Raw genomic sequence first — 17566 nt, 5'->3', positions numbered from 1 at the left:
TAATGGGTAATCCGAACAGTCAACCTGCCACCTGTCTGAACGGATCGAGGCCAAGGTCGATCAGCCGCCGCTCCCGCACCACGATTTCCGCGCTGGCAGTCATGCCGTAACGCAACGGATAGCGAGTACCGGCGATCTCGTAGTAGTTCTTCTCCAGCGTGACGCGGCCCTCGTAGACGGGCTGCTTGTCCAGCAGCGAGGGCTTGGTGGCCGGAGAAATGTAAGCGAGCGTGCCGCTGATCAAGCCGTAGCGCTGATACGGAAACGCGTTGAACTTGAGCTTGACGGGCAGTCCCTCATGCAAAAATGCGCGATCATGCTCGGCGATTTCGATCTTCAGTACCGGCTTGGCGTCTTTAGGCGCAATGCCGCCCAGTGGTGAATTCGCCTGGATCTTGTCGCCTCGCTGGGTGGACGTGACATCGGTAATCACACCGGAAACCGGTGCGAGAATCAGCAGAAAATTGTCCTTGTCGATGTTCTCGAAGCGGATTCGCGCGGCGGCTTCGGATACGAGCCGTGCGCTTTGCAGTTGCAGCCGCACTTTGTCTTCCGCGTCGGTGATGTCGCGCACCGCGGCGTCGTATTGCAGTTGCAGATCGGTGGTTTGCTGGCCGCTCGTTTCCAGCTCCGCATTCGCTTTCGCATACTCGTGGCTCAAACGGAAGTCCAGTTCCGCGAGTTTCGACTGCGCGACGCGGTACGCGTTGTCCGCTTCCAGCGCCGCCGTTCGTTTCTGCTCCACCTGCAATTGCGCAATGCCGCCGCCACCGGGCTGCGCAAATAGCTGCGAATAGCGGTCCAGTTCCTGATGGGCGGCCTCGCGCACACGCCGCGCGTTGTCGAGCACACTGCGTGCTTCGTCGAGTTCGGCCTTCTGCCCTTCGGCAAGCTTGGTCGTGCCTTCGGAAACACGGTTTTCGTGCAGACGGGCTTCCACTTCCATTTGGGCCTTCAATGCAGCGGCTTTTCGCTCCATCAGCGCTTTCTTCTGCGGGAACTGCTTCCAGTCGCGCTCGGCATCCTCGAGTTTCAGTTGCGCTTGCAACGCATTGCTCGCGGCCTCTATCGCGCCGCGCGCATTCAATCGCGCGAGTATGTCGCCTTTCGACACGGGCTGTCCTTCGGCGATATAGAGGTCGGCCAGCTCGCCGTCGATAGGCGCGTAGATGCGGCGCACTTCCGATTCCGGCGACAGCGTGCCCTGCGCGGTGACGATCACATCGGCGCGCCCGACGAACGACCACAGCAAGCCGGCCACGACGAGCGCGACCATGGTCCAGATCAGCGCACGCGCGATTCGCACCGGCTCGGCGGTGAGTATCGCGATGCCTTCCACGCTGTGGTCCTCCAGCGCTTCCGCCAGCGGCCTAGGGTGACTGTCGCGTTTCACTCTGCTCGCCTCCAATCAACGCCAGCTTCGCCTTGAGAAGCGAGGGATCCAGCACCATCCGCAGCTCGGTCAGCGAGCGGCGCTGCAACGTCGTCTCTGCTTCGATATCCGCGACCAGGCGGTCGAAATCCGCGGGATGGTCCGCTTTCAGTTGCAAATAGATGCGCATACCCTGCTGCGCCGCCGCCTGGGCATCGGACAGGAGCCGCGCCTCATTGCGAAAACCCGGTGAAATACCGGCCTCCAGGCGCTGCGTGCCGCCAATCGGCCCGCTCGCGCGATACTGCTTCCACAGGCTTTGCGCGCGCAGCATCAGGTCTTGCGCGCGCGCCAGCGCTTTATCGTGCAGCGCGGCGACGTCTTTCTGGATGGATTGTGCAAACCACACGTCCGTTGCAGGATCGAGGCTCGCGTAAAAGGACAGCAGACGCTGGTCGTAATCCTTGCCGCCGCGCGTTTTCTGCAAGTCGTTGTATTGATCGAGAAGCGCTTTCTTGTGGGCCGCTTCGGCAGCGAGCACATCGGACCATGCGCCGGCAGGCATCGACTGCAATCCGGCCAGTGCCTGCTGCGTGTCACCGCGTTGCCATGCTGCCGTTACGGCGTCGTGCTGCTGGACCACGTCGGCGGAAGGCAGACGCGTCGCCGCCAGTTGCGCATACTGCGCCTGAAACGGCGGCGTGCCGAAACGCGCAGTCTTCATGAGCGCGAGCAACGTGCTCAACTGACGGCCGAGCGCCGCTTCCAGCACAGCACTGTATTGGCGCAGATCGTCGCGCACGCGGTCAAGGCCGGCGAGCCGCGGATAACGCTGCGCGTAATCGTCGAGTACGGATGGCAGCGCTGCGGGCTTGTCACGCGCGAGCTCGGTGCGAATCGTGCCATCCAGGCGCTCGATCGCGGCAAGGTAAACCGAATCGTCGCTTTCCAGCTTGCGCAGATGACTCATCGCTTGCGCGTAAGGCTCCGTAAATACGGGCACATATGACGCGATTCTGTCGAGCGCACGCTGGTGGCTTTTCGGGTCGTCCTCCCAGCGCTGCAGCAAACCGTCGATCGCGGGTTCGTCGTGATAGATGCGAATAGGCGCCTCGACGCCGCCGCGCCCGGTGACGAAGCGCTCCAGTTCGCCCACCCACTGCAGTTCTCCGAGCAGGGACGCAGCATCAGCATTGTTCGCGGTCGACGACTTCATGTCCGCAAGCAGCGCGTCCGCCTCCTGGAACTGAGCCTTCTGCAGCGCATTGAGCCAGCCCGGCAGCTTCGCCTTGAGCAGCGCTTCACTCGCGAGCGCGCTGACTCTCGTGTCCGTGGGATGACTCGCCAGATAGCCCTTCGCGGACTGCACCGCACTTGTATAGTCGCCGCTCGCCAGCAGGTTCTTTAGCTCGCGCTCGGACGAGCCACGCATGTAAAGCGTCAACGCGACGGCGGCGATGAGCACGACACCGGCGCTGCCCCATGCCGCGATGCGCCGCAGGCTCGCGTGGTCGTCGCCGGCAAATGCCTTGCCCAGTTCGCTCGCCACGAGCCGCCAGCGTTGCGGCTTGCGTCTCGTTGCACCGGCGACGCGGCCAGCGCCCGAGCCGTTAGCGGCGCTCGTCGCGGCATGCCCGCCATTTGCGACTTTGGCCGCGCCCGCCGCCGCTGCTCCGCCCGACGGCCCGCGTTTTGCCTGTAGGCTCGCGGCGTTCGCGGCCTCGTTGACTTCGTCCTCGCGCTGCCGCGCCGGATCGACGCAGAAAATGTCGAGGAACGAATTCGCCGCGCCGACGAACGTCGTCTTGTCGGCGTCGGCGGCCTGGTCGGCGGCGGGATCGAGGAGCAGTTGCGTCACGGTCGGTTCGACCTCAGGCGGTGTTTGCAGCGTCACCCTGTAGACGAAGTGGTCTCCGCCAAATGCAACGACGTCGCCATCTGCAAGCGGCAGCGCGGATTCGTCAAGCCGCTTTCCCCCGACGAATGTGCCGTTCGTGCTGCCGAGGTCTTCCACGTAAAGCTGCTCGCCCTTCAGATAGATGTGCGCGTGCCGGCGCGAAATGTAGTTGACCTGATGCGGGTAGCGGTCCTTGTAGCGCGAGAAGACTTCGTCGGCCTTGCTGACCAGAAATGGAAAGGCCTGTACTTCAACAGGCTGAAGCCCGAGATCGTCTCGCTGCGGCACGAGCAGCAGGCGCGGCGCGCAGGTTGCGCTGCTGCCCGCGACAATGCGAGCGCGCGGCTCGATGCTCACGCGATAACACAGGTCGCCGCCAAAGCACAGTTCGTCGCCCGCACGCACGCGGGCCGGGGTCTGCCGTACCGCGATGCCGTTGACGGTGGTGCCGTTCTTGCTGCCGAGATCCGCGACATAAACCGCGCCATGTTCAATAAAGACGCGCGCATGACGGCGCGACAGACGCGCGATGCGCTCGGCGGGGTAATCGTTGAACGGCGCTTCGCTGCGGCCAATGGCGAACAGACTGTCGACAATGCGGATGGCGTCCAGCGCCGGGTGCTGCCCTGACGCAACGGGAGCGAGCAGCACGTCGAAAGCAGTTTCGACTGTCGCACGCGTCTCAGCAATCGATGTTTCGCCGTCGGCCATTTTATCCGGATCACTAATCGTTTACCCGCTGCGGCGGGAGCGCAACGGACTCAGCACGAAGGACGACGGCGAAAAGACCTTGTTTTAAGGAGCCGTCGTAAACGCGGCCCCTCAAAGATTGTAAGTCACGCATCGCGAGTGTCAATTGCCAGTCGTCGGCCAGTCGCCGGTTTGAGAGCCGCCCGGCGTGCGGCCCGAAATCCGCAAGCGACCTCGTGTGCACAGCATGGCGGATTAGCTCAATGTTCCTTTACTTGTGCAGGCCTTCTGCACTACTTCTCTTTGACCTGTGCCTGCACGTCCACAGTCGGCCAGCCGCCGCCGAGTGCCTTATATAGCAGCACCGTGTCGGACAAAATCAATTGATGATTGGCCAACAGCGACTGCTGTGCATCGAGCAGCGTGCGTTCGGTTTCGAATACCTCGAGTTGCGACACGACACCGAGCCGCAGTTGCGACTGAATCTGATCGGCCACGATCTGCAGACGATCCACCTGTTGCTGCAATTCAGCTCTCTGCGCCTTGTGCGCATTCAGATTGACCAGCGCGTTTTCCACTTCCTCGAATGCGCCCATTACCGTGGCGCGGTACTGCTGCTCCGCGACTGCCGATTGCGCCTGCGTCACTTTCACGTGCGCACGCACACCGGGGTCGAGTAGTGGAATGTTGATGCTCGGCATGAAGCCGAAGGTGAACGACTTCAGCAAGTCGGTCAGCGCGAAGCTCGCGGTGCCGCCGTGCCCGGTCAAACTGATAGAAGGCAATTGCGCAAGCTTCGCCTGACCGACGAGGTCATACGCCTCGAGCACACGGAACTCCGCGGCCACGATGTCGGGGCGCCGCGCAAGCAGTTGGGCGGGCAAGCCGTCGGGCACGCCGGGCAACTGAACGCGTTGCTGCAAATGACCTTTAGGCAGGCGGAATTCGCCCGCGGGTACGCCCGTCAGCGTGCACAGCGCGTTATTGGCCAGATCGCGCGAGCGCCCCAATTCGAGCAACTGATTCGTCAGGCGATTGATTTCCGCCTGTTGCCGCAGCACCTGCGTCTGCGGGATCAGGCCGCTGCGGCGCTGGCCTTCGTAGATGGACAGAATCTGCCGGTTCGCAGCGAGGGTTTTTTGCTGCTGGTCGATCTGGTCGTCGAATTGAAGGATCTGAAAATAGGTGCTCGATACGTTCGACACCAGTTCCAGATAACCGGCACGCCAGTCGGCTTCACTCGCATGAAATTCGGCCTTCTGCGCCTGCACGCCTTTTTCGACTTTGCCCCATATGTCGATGTCCCAGTTCACCTGGGTCGCCACGTTATATTGCTTGGAGAACGTCTGGCCCGTGGTTTTCTGGAAATCGGCGCCGCCTCCGAGATCCATCGTCGGCAGGGCGCCCGCTTTGGCCTCGCCGATCTGTGTGCGCGCCACGTCGATACGCGCGGCCAGCACCTTGATGTCGAAGTTGCCGCCTATCGCCTTCGCAATCAGCGAGTCGAGCGTCGGATCGTTAAAGCCCTTCCACCACTCCGGCTCGATCGTGGCCGCCGCCGAGACAGGGGCGCCGTTCTGGCCGGTCCATGATGTTTTGGCCGGTGTGTCGGGCCGCTTGTAGTCCGGCATGCTTACATCGACACAGGCACACAGCGCGGCGGCGCATAGCGTAGCAGCGCATAGCCCGCGCAACGCCGCCGTTGTGGGGTGATTGAAGAAGCGCTGAACGATCTGTGAATCAGGCAACGCTGACACGATTTTCTCCGGTGACGCCACTTCACTGCGCGACACGAGTCGCACGCTTTCAGTAAAGCACCTCCCGCGCCGCTTCACCATCGAAGCAGTGCATGAACATGGACCGGGGAGATGTGCGGTGAAGAGGTGTCGCGTGAAAAGAACGATTGGACGTGCGGACTTTTTGAGGATCGGCTGGCGGACGCGCGGGCCGGCGGGCCTTTGCGTCCGCCCATGCCGCTTACGACACGTAGATGTTGTTGCTCGACGTCACATGCGGATCGATGGTGGTCGAGACACCGGCAACGAAGGCGGCGTTGTTGCCGTTCGCGTTCTGAATGTTCATCGTCGTGCTGATCAGTTGCGTCGCATCCACCTTCTTGCTGTTGTTCGGCGCATAGACCGGCGCGAAGTTCAGATACGACGACGACGGATACAGGAAGCCGGTGCCGCCGCGCACAGCGCTCATCGCCTTGCTGTCGAGTTGTTCGGTGATGGACAGGTCTTTGATCATCAGCGTGTTCATGGCAAATCTCCTGAAGGGAAGGTCACAGCGTTTCGGTTGGGTTCGAGCAACTTGTCTGCTCGAGCATCACTAACGCATGGGCTGTGCCAGTTTTATTTCCCGGTCCTAAGAAATCTGCGAAAGTGCCTTGAATAAAGGCTTTGAGAGCGATCGGGCGCCGCTGACCGCCGATCTGACGGCGCCCCGTCGTACTCAATGTGATGGATCGCAGCCAACAACCGGCGCAAAACGGTTGGCTGCGGGGTGACATGCATTGAATCGCAGCGCGCGCCGCGATTGCCGCGGTCAACGCGCGATGACCGTGATCTTCTTCGAATACACGGGCGGGCTGTGCGGGACATGCATGTCGTCGCCCATCAGCAACTGCAACGTATGCTTGCCCGGCGGTAACTGGATCGTGGTTTCGGTTTCGCCTGCGCCGAAGTGCAGGTGATTGCGGTCCGAGGGTATCTCCTGGTCCAGCGGCGGCAAGTCGGTATCGATCAGCAGATGATGATGCCCCGTGTTCGGATACTTGACGCCCTTCGGCGCCACGCCCATATAACGCAGTCCGAACCACACGCGAAACGGCTTGTTGGCGGGCACCACCTGGCCGTCGTTCGGATAGCCGATATAGGCATATGCGCCGTGAGGCGAAGGCGCCCCGGCCGCCGCGGCGAAATCCGCCGCGCCCCCTATGGCCGACACGACCAGTGCCGCCACTGCGATGAGCTTGTACATGAAGGTCTCTCCGTCCTGAGCAGGCCGCAATGAACGCGCGGAACGCGCTAGTCTTTCTGCACGGTGATGGTGATCTTTTTCGAGTACACGGGCGGCGTATGCGGCACGTGATTGTGGTCACCCAGAATCAGTTGCAGCGTGTGCTTGCCTGGCGGCAGCTCGATACGCGCATCCGTTTCGCCCGCGCCGAAATGCAGGTGATTGCGGTCCGACGGAATTTCCTGGTCGAGCGCGGGCAGATCCGTATCGATCAGAAGATGATGATGCCCGGTGTTGGGAAACACGATGCCTTTCGGGCACACACCCATGTTGCGCAAACCCATCCGCACCCACAACTTGCCGCCGTGAATCACGGCGCCGTCGGGTGGCCAGATGATGTACTCCTCCGCACCGGGCGGCGACGCAGTCGATTCCGCGAAAGCCGCGAGCGGCAGCGCGGCGCCAGCAATGGCCACGGCGAGCACCGCACGCGAAACTGCCCGCGTGGCGCACAGCCGCATCATGGCTATCGAACTCGGGTTGGGAACAGCGGGGACGTTGGTTCTTCGCATGGCGCACTCTCCCGAAGAGCGGTCGTGACCACCTCGACTGCGTAAAGGCAGCGAAGGCGTTGGTGCTGCGGTCGCGGGCGCGCGCTTGATGCGGCCGCCGCGTAGTTAAAACGACCGTGCCGCGTTGCTTTGTGAATTAGCTTAGGACGTAACTTGCCAAAAAGATACGCCATGCTCGTTAACCGTATAGCGCACTCGGTAAAAGTGTTGGTTGTGGCCCGCCACGCGCGTGCTATGGTTGTTGATACGCTGCAACGCGGCTCTTGGAAAGCGCGTGGATGCAACCCATAGCGGCGATGACGCGGTGCTCGAATGCCTATGTTCTGTCCGGAACAAACAGGATGCGAAGATGTGGCGAATATTCCTGCTGGTGTGGATGGCCGGGGCCATTCTGTTGGATTGCGGCAGTGCTTTTGCCTCAGCGCCGCGTGAGAGCACAAGCGCGGCGAATGCGGCAGCGGCGGAGCCGGCGCTTTTAGCGCGCTCACCCTTTGCCTTGCGGCACGCCGGCGCGTCGCCCATTGCGCTTGTCATCGGCAATGGCGCCTATGGTCTGCATTCAGCGAACGGTGCAGATTCCGCGGACGCTATCGAGCGCAACGCACCGCGTGACGCACAGGCCATGGGCGACCGCTTGCGTGCGCGCGGCTACAACGTCGACGTGCTGGTGAATGCAACGCCACTGCAAATGCGGCGTGCGCTTGCCCGATTTGGCGAGCGTCTGCGTGCCGGCGATGTCGGCCTGTTCTATTTCGCCGGCCATGGCATGCGCCTCGGCGCACAAACCTTGCTGATTCCCGCCGGTCTCGACCTCCGCTCGCCCGCCGCGCTGGTCCGCGAGGGTGTCGAACTGAGCGACGTCTTGCAGAGCATGCACGCGTCACGCAACGGCGCGCTGAATATCGCGATTATCGACGCATGCCTCGACAATCCCTTCACCGGCGAAGTCGCGGGCGCGTCGGCGCTTCCGCCCAACACGCTCGTTGCCTACGCAACCGCGCCGGGCAGCTTCGCAGCGGACGGCAGGCGTCATGGCATCTACACACATGCGTTGCTGCGCGCCCTCGACGAGACACCCACGCAGCCTCTCGCGACCATGCTGGCCAGCGTTGCCGCGGAAGTCGAACAAGCAACCGGCGGCGAACAGAGACCGTGGATCGCGTCATCGTTGCCCGGTTATGAGGCGGCCACGCAGGCTGCAGGCAGCGCGACCGCTGGGCCTCTCCCGAATGACGACACGGTCGCCGCACTGCACAGCCGAGGCATTTTGCCGAAGGACAGCAGCGAGCAATACGAAATCACCTTCTGGGATTCGATCAAGGACAGCAACTACCCCGCGGATTACGAAGCGTATTTGAAGGCCTATCCGAATGGGCGCTTCGCCACGCTCGCGCATGCGCGAATCGATCGGCTGCGGGCGGCGGCATCCAATACGCCCACGCCGACCGCGCCGGCGCAGCACGCCGCGCCCCCGGTTCAGCCTGCGCAGCAGAGCGCGCGGCCCGCGACACCCGCTGCGCCTGCTGTGCCCGCTGCCTCCGCGACGCAAGAGCGCCCGCGCGCCGCCGCGACGCCGCCCGCCGCGAGCACGGCTGCGCCTGCCGCGCCGCCGGTGCCGGCAGCGGCGCAAAAACCGGTCGCGCATGCGCCGTCAGCCGGAGAAAGCCGCGACTGCGCGACGTGTCCTGTCATGATCGCGCTGCCCGCTGGGTCGTTTTCGATGGGCAGCAACAGCGACGACCCGTCGGAGAAGCCCGTCCATCACGTGACGATCAGCGCGCCGTTCGCTATCGGCAAATACGAGGTGACCGTCGAGCAGTGGAATGCCTGCGTCGCTGCGAATGCATGCCCGAAGCTCACACCTGAAACGAACACGAATAAGGCCGCTCCCGCACGTGATCTCAGTTGGGACGACGCGCAGCAGTACGTCAAATGGCTCACCAAAACCACGGGAAAACCGTACCGTCTGCCCACCGAAGCCGAATGGGAATACGCGGTGCGCGGCGGCACCAGCACCGCTTATTGGTGGGGCGACCAGATGCGCAAGGGCAACGCGAACTGCAAGGACTGCGGCGAGCCGTGGCACAAGGAGGGCCCCGAAGCCGTGGGTTCTTTCGCACCGAACCCGTACGGCCTCTATGACATGAACGGCAGCGTCTGGGAATGGACCGCCGACTGCTGGCACAACTCATACCAGTCCGCGCCCGCCGACGGCCGCGCGTGGGACAGCCCGGGTTGCGACATGCGGGTGATTCGCGGCGGCTCGTGGCGCGAAGGCGGCGGCTACATGCTGAGCGCGACGCGCTTCAAATACAGCGCGGGCGTGCGCCAGTCGCAAGACGGTTTCCGCGTCGTCAAAGACCTGAAGTGATCTGCTGAACGAAGCTCGACAAGGCGCCGTCTGCACGTCACGGCGCGTGAGGCTTCGTGGTGATCGGCGCGAAATCGGCTAGGATTCTGTCGCGGCCGTATTTCGCCGCGATTTGCGCGAGCCGCGTATCGAGTGCACGCAGATAGTCGGCGCGCGGTTCAGCTTCGGGACGCGGCTTGTCGAATAGCGGCGCGGGCGTGATCAGCAGCACGACCATCTCCGAGCCGAACGGTTTGGAAATCACCCAGTCGCCCGCGCTGCCGACCGTCGCGGCGTAGTGCGGCGGTGCCTGGTTGTCCTTCGCACGCGGGCTCGGCACCATATGAACGACATTGCCGTCGAGCTGGTAATAGTCGAGGTTCACATACGAGTCGTAGCCGGGCGTGCTGACATCGACAACCAGTGGATTCCCCTCGCTCAACTGGCCGCTCGGCGGACGCACCTGCAAGCCCGCAACGTGCCCCGCTTGCCAGTTCTGCGTCCAGTACGGCGCGAGCGCCTTCACGGTGTCGCATTTGTCGTCGGCAAGCGGGGCGACGTCGAGCTTCAGCGCGTCTACGCCAGGCAGCGCCGTCAAACCATCCTTCAGCCGCGCAACGCCATAGCGTTGCGACAGGTAGCCGCGAACGCTCAACGTGTGATCCTGCGTCGCGGCCGATAGCGCCGAGCATGGCACTTGCGCGAGCACCGGCGTGACCGCGGCGAGTGTCAGCGCGGGCTTCGGCGCAGGAGGCGGCGGCGCGACGAATGCCGCGGAGGCATTGGCCGCCGGAGCGTTTTCCGAAGGCAGATTCGCGCTCGCGGCGTCCGCTGCCCCGCTCGCGGGGCCCTCTGTCCCGCTCGTCGCCGCAGCCACTGTTCCGCTCGCCTGCACCGGCAATGAAGCGGCTTCACCGCTCGCGCCTTGCGACGCGCCGGCGGCCACCTGTGCTTCGCTGTGACGGCTCGGCCCCGAGCGCCACGCAAACACCGCGACAGCCGCGGCGCAAATCACCGCAGCGCCGGCGAGCCCTGCCTTCGCCAGCGTCCCCGACTTCTCTGCGCGAGCCTCGTTGTCGAACTCGGCGATGAAGCGTGTCACGCTCGGCATGCGCGTGGCCCGGTCGAAGGAAAGCGCGGCGCGCAACGCGCGCCACTGCCTTGCATCGAGATTGGGCGGACGCTGCGGCTTGAATTCGGCGTTGCGCGCCTGCGTAGCCGACAGGCGATCAAACGGGTGATGTCCGGTGAGCAATTCATACGTGATGCAGCCAAGCGCATAGATATCGTCGCGCGGGTCGGGCTCGCGATGCTCGATCATCTCCGGGCTCGCGTAGGCGGGCGTCAACGCGCCGAGGCTGCCAGGATCGAACACGGTGGCATCGCTCTCTTCTTCCGGCCGCTGAAACACGCGGGCGATGCCGAAGTCGATCACCTTGACCTCGGCATTCGTCGTGAGAAAGACATTGGCGGGTTTGAAGTCGCAATGCACGAAGCCGCGTTCGTGCGCGTACGCGAGCGCGCTGCACATGCCGCGCACAATGGGCAGCGCGGCACGAACCGGCATGCCCTGATAGCCCGGCGTGCGCAACAACTGGCTGAGCGGCTTGCCGGACAGGTATTCCATCGTCAGATAGACGATAGGACCGTCGCGATCGAAGTCGTACACCGTGATGATATTGCGGTGCGCGAGCACCTGCGCCTTGCGCGCTTCGCGCTGCAACGCCACGAGCGAATTCGGATTGCCGCGGAACTGGACGTTCAGGACCTTGATCGCAAGATAGGGTTTTCTGTCCGACGCCTCGAGCTTGCGCAAATCCAGCGCCTTGTACACCGTCCCCATTCCGCCGACACCGAGGCACTCTTCGAGAACGAAGCGGTTATTCAGCGTATCGCCGATGCCCTTGATCTGATCGTGTCCCGCCGCGTGGATTCCGTTAGCAGTACTTGCGGAGGCACCTGTGCGCGCAGCGCCGGCCGGGACCACCGAGGGAATCTCCACAGTGGTCTGGATACCGGTCTCCTCGCCGCCGGCTGCGACATTCGACACCCGCAGCAGCTCGATACGCCGCCTCACTTCGATATACAGGTCCTCAGGCAGCGGCGCCTTGCGATGCGCGGTGCCGAGCATCTCCAGCAGCTGCGTGGGGCCGAGGCCTTCGGTCACCAGCGTGCTGTCGAGTTGAGCGACGAACTCCTCGCGGGACAGCTCGCCGTTCTGGAAGTCGTGAATTACACGCGCAAGGCTTGCCATGTTGTGCGAAATGCCGCCGCTGCCGTCCGCCCCGATCGCATGCGAACAGGGGCTCTCCGGCCGATAGGAAAGCTGTCGTAACCAGTTACATGTGCCGCTTCGATACTAGCTCCCGCCCTGTGCTTTCGCAAACCAGGATTGCCCCGCGCGCGGCGCGCGTCACACTGGCCGCGCTTATCGCGCTTGTCGCGCGCGATCCAACAGAATGCGGTGCGTTGTCGGGCGCACGCCACCACTCGCCGCCAGCAGCTCGCCTTCAGCGAACGGATAAAAAATCGGTGCGCTGCGCCGAAAGCCTTGCGGGTCAAGGCATCACGAACTTTATTAGGAACCTTGAATAAATCTGGCACAGGCCGTGCATTAGTGACGCTCGAGCAGACAAGTTGCTCGAACCCAACCGCAGAACCGCAACCTTCCCTTTCAGGAGACTCACCATGAACACGCTGATGATCAAAGACCTGTCCATCACCGAACAACTCGACAGCAAGGCGATGAGCGCCGTGCGCGGCGGCTTCGGCCCCTCCACGTCGTACTTCAACTTCAGCCCGGTCTACGCGCCCGACTACAGCAAGAAGGTCAACGCGACGCAACTGATCAGCAACGAGCTCAACATCCAGAACGCCAACGGCAACAACGTCGCGTTCGCTGCCGGTCTCAGCTCGACGATCAACCCGTCCGTCACGTCGAGCAACAACATCCACGTGTAACACGCGACGAGGCGAAGCGGCCGCCTGTTCGGGCCGTTTCGCCTCGCGCCGCGCACCGCCTTCTTCCTCGCACCTTTGGAGAAACACCATGTCATCCCTCATGATTCGCGATCTTTCCCGCACCCGCGAACTCGACCGCCGCGCCATGTCCGCAGTGTCCGGCGGCACCGGCAGCAGCGTGCCGGGCGTGCCCACGGTCGGCGGCCTGAGCGGCATCGCCAACGTCAACGTCTCGGTGAACCAGAACCTGAACCAGCTGCAGTACGTGAATGTTGCGGCGCTCAACAACGTCGGCGTGATCGGCGCTGGCTTCGTTCCGTTGCACCTGAATGTCAGCCCATCGCTGTGGGCAGCCAACACCGCTGTTGTGTGACGGCGTGCAGTAGCGAAGGACCGGGGGCTTCCCTACTGCCGTCTTGCCACATCCGGCAGGCAGGTTAAAAACAGATTTCCTATACTCATAGTGCGACGAGACCTCAGCACATTGCACGACACCTACGAGCGCCAACCGGACCATCGCGCCGGTCAATCGCTCGGCTTTCCCGGCGAACACATCATGGCCAAGCTTCTCATCAAAGACCTCGCAGACAACGTCGAACTCGACCGTGCGGCCATGGCCGCCATTGTCGGCGGCGCACGCATTGGCGCGCGACTGACAAGCGCCGCGCCGCTCGTGCCCACCTCGGCGCGCGTCGTCGAATACCCGCCCGGCTTTCCCGCCGCGCATCAAACCATCGTGAAGGTGGCCGCGACGCGTAACACGCGGCGCAGTTAGATCTACGCGTGGATTCGCGCTTTGATTCGCCCTTAAATTCGCCCTTATATTCCCGTTTAATTCAACTCTGCGGCGGCACGTGTCATGAGCACGTGCCGCCTCTGTCTTTTCCGTGCGGCGTTGAGCGACGCCCTCGTGCCGTGAGCTCCTGAGCGCCCTCGCGAGCCAACACTTCACGCGCTTTCTGTGGGTTGCGCCCGCACACCTGGCCGCTAATTTTTCTCCATCGCAATCGGTTCTGGGCGGAGGCGCGGCGCGCTTGCCTGCCTGGCCTCGCGTCCGCGGACACTGGGCCGACCGGCGCTCAATCTCGCGCAAATTGGCATACGCCTTGCAGAAATCGCAACGAGCACTCCGCCGTGCTCGTTCAACCACTTCAAGGAGTATTGCCATGAAATCCACCGTCATCATCAAGGACCTACCCCGCGGCGTCGACGCGGCCGACGAAGAACTCACGCTCTCGGCCGAGCAGCTTAAGCTCGTCCGCGGCGGCCGTTCCGTCGTCGTTACAGTCGACGGCGGCGCCGCCGGCCACGTCGACGACTTCGGCATCAACACCGCCATCTTCGAAGGCCGCATCAAAGGCACCTATCTGTAGGACGCTCGAGATGCCAGCAATTGGAAACCGCCGCGCGCCGCGCTGCTGCGCGAGACGCGGCGGTCCCCCAGCGCGGCGGCCACCTCGCCCCTTGCTTTCTGTATCAATCGATATATAATGCAGTTCTATATCGACTGATACAGAACCCACCGGGTCCGGTGGTAAAGGACATTCATCATGGCGCGCCCCCGCGGATTCGATGAGAACGAGGTGCTGGAAGCAGCAAGCGCAACCTTCTGGCAGAAGGGCTACGAAGCCACCTCCACGCGCGACCTGGTCAAGTGCACCGGACTCACCCAGCCGAGCCTCTACAACGCCTTCGGCGACAAACGCGGGCTGTATCTGCGCGCGCTGGAGCACTACCTGGACCACTCGTTGCGCGAGCGCATCAGGCGCTTCGAGACCAGCATGCCGCCCGCCGAAGCCATTACCGGCTTTTTCGACGAAACCATCGAAAGGTCGGTCGCCGATCCGCACAAGCGCGGCTGCATGCTCGTGAATTCGGCGCTCGAAATTTCATCGGAGGACGAAGCATTTCGCCAGCTCGTCGCGACCGAGATCGCCGAAATTCGCGCGTTCTTTTATCGCTGCCTCATTGCGGCTCAACAGAGCGGCGCGATGGCCAAAACCGTTTCCGCCGATCAGGCCGCGGCGCATCTGCTCGCCACCGTGCTGGGCATGCGCGTGCTGGCGCGCATCGATCCGCAGCGTGCCGTGCTCACGAGCGCCGTAGCCAGCGCGCTCGCGTTGCTCGGGCTGCCGGCGCTGCCGGCAAGGCACGGCGACGTCTAAAGCCGCGCGCCTCACGCGGCGCCCCTTTCGCACTTTCACCGACATCCGGCGCGACGTCATGCACGTTCACCGGTAAAGGAGTCGTCATGTCTACAGCGCCCTCATTGACCTCTTCGGGCTCGACATCGCTCGATGCCCGCGCGCTCTTTGCCACGTTCGCCGGACTGAGCGGCAGTCTCGTCGCAATCGGGCTCGCACGCTTTGCGTACACGCCGCTGATTCCCTCGCTGATTCAGGCGCACTGGTTCACGTCGGCGCAAGCCGTCACGCTCGGCGCCGCGAACTTCGCCGGTTATCTGATCGGCGCGCTGATCGGCCGGCCGCTGGCGTCCGCGTTATCCAACCGCACCGCGTTGCGCATGTTGATGGCCGTGGTGACCGCCGCGTTCTTCGCGTGCGCGTATCCGCTCTCGATAAGCTGGTTCTTCTTGTGGCGTTTGCTGTCGGGTATCTCCGGCGGCGCCATCATGGTGCTGGTGGCTACATCCATTCTTCCGCACATTCCGGTGCCGCGCCGCGGCTTTGTCAGCGGCATGATCTTTCTGGGACTCGGCCTCGGCATTGCCGCGTCCGGCACGCTGATTCCCGAACTGCTGCATTTCGGTCTGCGCACGGCCTGGTTCGGTCTTGGCGCTGTCGCGCTCGTACTGACAGCGGTGAGCTGGTTCGGCTGGCCGTCGACCAATCCGCCCGCGCCCATTGCCTCGGCGACTCGTCATCTTGCTCCGCAAAGCAATACGCTCGCGCTGCGCGTGCTGTATGCGCAGTATGCGGCCAACGCGCTCGGTCTTGTGCCGGCCATGATCCTGCTCGTCGATTACGTGGCGCGCGGTCTCGGCAAAGGCGCGGCAATCGGCGCAAATTACTGGGTGCTGTACGGGCTTGCGGCGATAGCAGGGCCGGTGATCGCGGGCAACATCGCGGACCGTATCGGTTACGGCAAGGCTTATCGCGTGGCACTGCTGCTGCAGGCAGCGGCTGTTGCCATGCTCGCGGCGTCAGGCAACCCGTGGGTGTTGGCCGTGTCGACGGTGATTCTCGGCATCTTCACGCCGGGCGTGGTGCCGCTCGCGCTTGGCCGCATTCATGAACTCGTGCCGCACGATCACACCGAACAGCGCGCCTCGTGGAGCCGCGCGACAACAGCGTTCGCACTCTTCCAGGCGCTTGCCGGCTACGGCTATTCATACCTGTTCTCGCATTCGCATAACGATTACGCGCTCATCTTTGCCTGCGGTGCCGTCGCGCTGGCGCTGGCATTCCTTGCGGATCTCATTGCTTCGCGGGCCGCAACCACGCGCACCCCGGCGCTGTAAGCGCCGACTCGTTCAGCCGTGGGCACGACGCTTGCTCGGCTAAGGTGACGACGCTGTCCGATGCACGCGCGGTGCACATCGCACCATGTGCACCGTTGCTTGCGAGGCGGCTCCATCACCAAGCGGAGGTCATATATGTTGGGAACTATTCTTCTGGTTGTGCTGATTCTTCTCCTCATTGGCGCGTTGCCGACCTGGCCGCATAGCCGCTCGTGGGGCTATGCGCCTACGGGTGGTCTTGGCCTCGTGCTGATCATCGTGATCGTGCTGCTTGTCGCGGGCGTCATATAGCGATTCGCGCGACGCAATAAATCAGTCGATCAACACGGGCCTGGCCGCCGGATGGCGATGCAGGGAACTGCTCGCCTTCCGGCGGCCTCGTCACATCTGAAGGTACAGAGGCGCGCATGAGCGCCGAGGAATTGCGATGGAAAAGTTACTCGCCAATCAGTTCGCTCTGGTCACGGGCGCGAGTTCCGGCATTGGTTACGGCGTCGCGGGAGCGCTTGCGGATGCAGGCGCCTCGGTAGCGCTCAACTATCATTCGCATGCCGAATCAGCTGAAAAGCTGGCTGACGAGATCAACCAGTCAGGCGGCACCGCGTTTGCGGTCAAAGCGGACGTGTCGAATCCCGCAGAGGTCGATGCAATGTTCGACGCCTGCCGCGCCCGCTTCGGCACGCTCGATATCGTCGTGGCGAATTCGGGGTTGCAGCGCGACAACGCGATTGCCGATATGTCGATGGACGATTGGCAGACCGTGCTTGGCACCAATCTCACGGGACAGTTCCTCACGGCACAAGCCGCAGTGAAAGAATTCCGCCGGCGCGGGGCAACGTCCGTGTCGAAAGCGCTCGGCAAAATTATCTGTATGAGCTCGGTGCACGAAGTCATTCCGTGGGCCGGGCATGTCAACTACACCGCGTCGAAGGGCGGCATTCAGATGTTCATGAAGTCGCTCGCGCAGGAAGTGGCGCCGGAGCGGATTCGCGTCAACTCGATTGCGCCTGGCGCGATTCGCACCAAGATCAATCACGACGCGTGGGACACGAGCGCCGCACGCGAAAAGTTACTGCAATTGATCCCTTACGGGCGGGTCGGCGAAGTAGAAGATATCGGCAAGGCCGCCGTGTGGCTCGCATCCGACGAAAGCGATTATGTTGTGGGCACAACCTTATTCGTGGACGGCGGAATGACGCTCTATCCGGGGTTCGTCGACAACGGCTAAACAGTGTGACATTTAGAACGCGGCAGCGGCACGCGCGGTGAATACCTCAGGCAC

At 63.1% G+C, this 17566-nt stretch carries 16 protein-coding genes and 1 pseudogene; 10 read left to right on the top strand and 7 right to left on the bottom strand.

Translation table 11 applies throughout. The annotated features are described in order from the left end of the window. Positions 1-19: 19 nt before the first annotated feature. The 6 genes from ACEN8U_RS03105 to ACEN8U_RS03080 all read right to left on the bottom strand — a co-directional run bounded on the left by ACEN8U_RS03105 (position 20) and on the right by ACEN8U_RS03080 (position 7492). Entirely contained in the window at positions 20-1393 is a 1374-nt protein-coding gene (locus ACEN8U_RS03105; RefSeq protein ID WP_041746561.1) for an HlyD family efflux transporter periplasmic adaptor subunit, read from the bottom strand. Then, positions 1371-3980: an FHA domain-containing protein gene (locus ACEN8U_RS03100; RefSeq protein ID WP_310109757.1), complete on the bottom strand. Its 2610-nt coding sequence runs from the start codon at positions 3978-3980 to the stop codon at positions 1371-1373. Before ACEN8U_RS03100 ends, ACEN8U_RS03105 begins: the two co-directional genes overlap by 23 nt. A gap of 272 nt (positions 3981-4252) precedes the next feature. Next, a complete protein-coding gene (locus ACEN8U_RS03095; RefSeq protein ID WP_310109759.1) occupies positions 4253-5716 on the bottom strand; it encodes an efflux transporter outer membrane subunit in 1464 nt (487 codons plus the stop codon). Between the two features lie 220 nt (positions 5717-5936). Continuing rightward, complete coding sequence (locus ACEN8U_RS03090; protein WP_013591086.1) at positions 5937-6221, bottom strand: hypothetical protein; 285 nt, start codon at positions 6219-6221, stop codon at positions 5937-5939. A gap of 285 nt (positions 6222-6506) precedes the next feature. Beyond that, the gene (locus ACEN8U_RS03085; protein ID WP_310109760.1) at positions 6507-6941 is read right to left on the bottom strand and encodes a DUF4399 domain-containing protein; all 435 of its coding nucleotides are present in this window, start codon (positions 6939-6941) and stop codon (positions 6507-6509) included. Between the two features lie 47 nt (positions 6942-6988). Continuing rightward, positions 6989-7492: a DUF4399 domain-containing protein gene (locus ACEN8U_RS03080; protein WP_013591088.1), complete on the bottom strand. Its 504-nt coding sequence runs from the start codon at positions 7490-7492 to the stop codon at positions 6989-6991. Between the two features lie 349 nt (positions 7493-7841). Between ACEN8U_RS03080 and ACEN8U_RS03075 the strand changes: the two are divergent. Then, positions 7842-8603 (top strand): annotated as a pseudogene (locus ACEN8U_RS03075) (caspase family protein); the annotation flags it as partial. Continuing rightward, complete coding sequence (locus ACEN8U_RS03070; protein WP_374725931.1) at positions 8589-9863, top strand: formylglycine-generating enzyme family protein; 1275 nt, start codon at positions 8589-8591, stop codon at positions 9861-9863. The pseudogene ACEN8U_RS03075 and the gene ACEN8U_RS03070, both read left to right, overlap by 15 nt. A 37-nt stretch (positions 9864-9900) precedes the next feature. On the opposite strand, the gene ACEN8U_RS03065 is transcribed toward ACEN8U_RS03070, so the two are convergent. Beyond that, entirely contained in the window at positions 9901-12096 is a 2196-nt protein-coding gene (locus ACEN8U_RS03065; RefSeq protein WP_310109763.1) for a serine/threonine protein kinase, read from the bottom strand. Positions 12097-12530: 434 nt separating this feature from the next. Here ACEN8U_RS03065 and ACEN8U_RS03060 point away from each other — a divergent pair, with 434 nt between their 5' ends. The 8 genes from ACEN8U_RS03060 to ACEN8U_RS03025 all read left to right on the top strand — a co-directional run bounded on the left by ACEN8U_RS03060 (position 12531) and on the right by ACEN8U_RS03025 (position 17512). Beyond that, on the top strand, positions 12531-12803 hold the full coding sequence (locus ACEN8U_RS03060; protein ID WP_013591091.1) for a hypothetical protein: 273 nt from the start codon (positions 12531-12533) through the stop codon (positions 12801-12803). Positions 12804-12891: 88 nt separating this feature from the next. Continuing rightward, the gene (locus ACEN8U_RS03055) at positions 12892-13176 is read left to right on the top strand and encodes a hypothetical protein (RefSeq protein ID WP_013591092.1); all 285 of its coding nucleotides are present in this window, start codon (positions 12892-12894) and stop codon (positions 13174-13176) included. Positions 13177-13359: 183 nt separating this feature from the next. Beyond that, entirely contained in the window at positions 13360-13578 is a 219-nt protein-coding gene (locus ACEN8U_RS03050; protein ID WP_310110002.1) for a hypothetical protein, read from the top strand. Between the two features lie 391 nt (positions 13579-13969). Next, positions 13970-14176, top strand: a complete 207-nt coding sequence (locus tag ACEN8U_RS03045; protein WP_310109765.1) for a hypothetical protein — start codon at positions 13970-13972, stop codon at positions 14174-14176. Between the two features lie 177 nt (positions 14177-14353). Then, positions 14354-14968, top strand: coding sequence for a TetR/AcrR family transcriptional regulator (locus ACEN8U_RS03040; protein WP_310109767.1), 615 nt, complete (start codon positions 14354-14356; stop codon positions 14966-14968). An 86-nt stretch (positions 14969-15054) separates the two neighbouring features. Beyond that, entirely contained in the window at positions 15055-16284 is a 1230-nt protein-coding gene (locus ACEN8U_RS03035) for a YbfB/YjiJ family MFS transporter (RefSeq protein ID WP_310109768.1), read from the top strand. A gap of 135 nt (positions 16285-16419) precedes the next feature. Further along, positions 16420-16575, top strand: a complete 156-nt coding sequence (locus tag ACEN8U_RS03030) for a DUF3309 family protein (protein WP_013591097.1) — start codon at positions 16420-16422, stop codon at positions 16573-16575. Between the two features lie 136 nt (positions 16576-16711). After that, entirely contained in the window at positions 16712-17512 is an 801-nt protein-coding gene (locus ACEN8U_RS03025) for an SDR family oxidoreductase (RefSeq protein ID WP_310109770.1), read from the top strand. Positions 17513-17566 lie beyond the last annotated feature (54 nt).

Origin of the sequence: Paraburkholderia phenoliruptrix, from assembly GCF_047325075.1 — a bacterium.
Taxonomy (GTDB): domain Bacteria; phylum Pseudomonadota; class Gammaproteobacteria; order Burkholderiales; family Burkholderiaceae; genus Paraburkholderia; species Paraburkholderia phenoliruptrix.
Note: the sequence above shows the minus strand (reverse complement) of the source record. Positions and strands in the feature narration are given on the sequence as shown.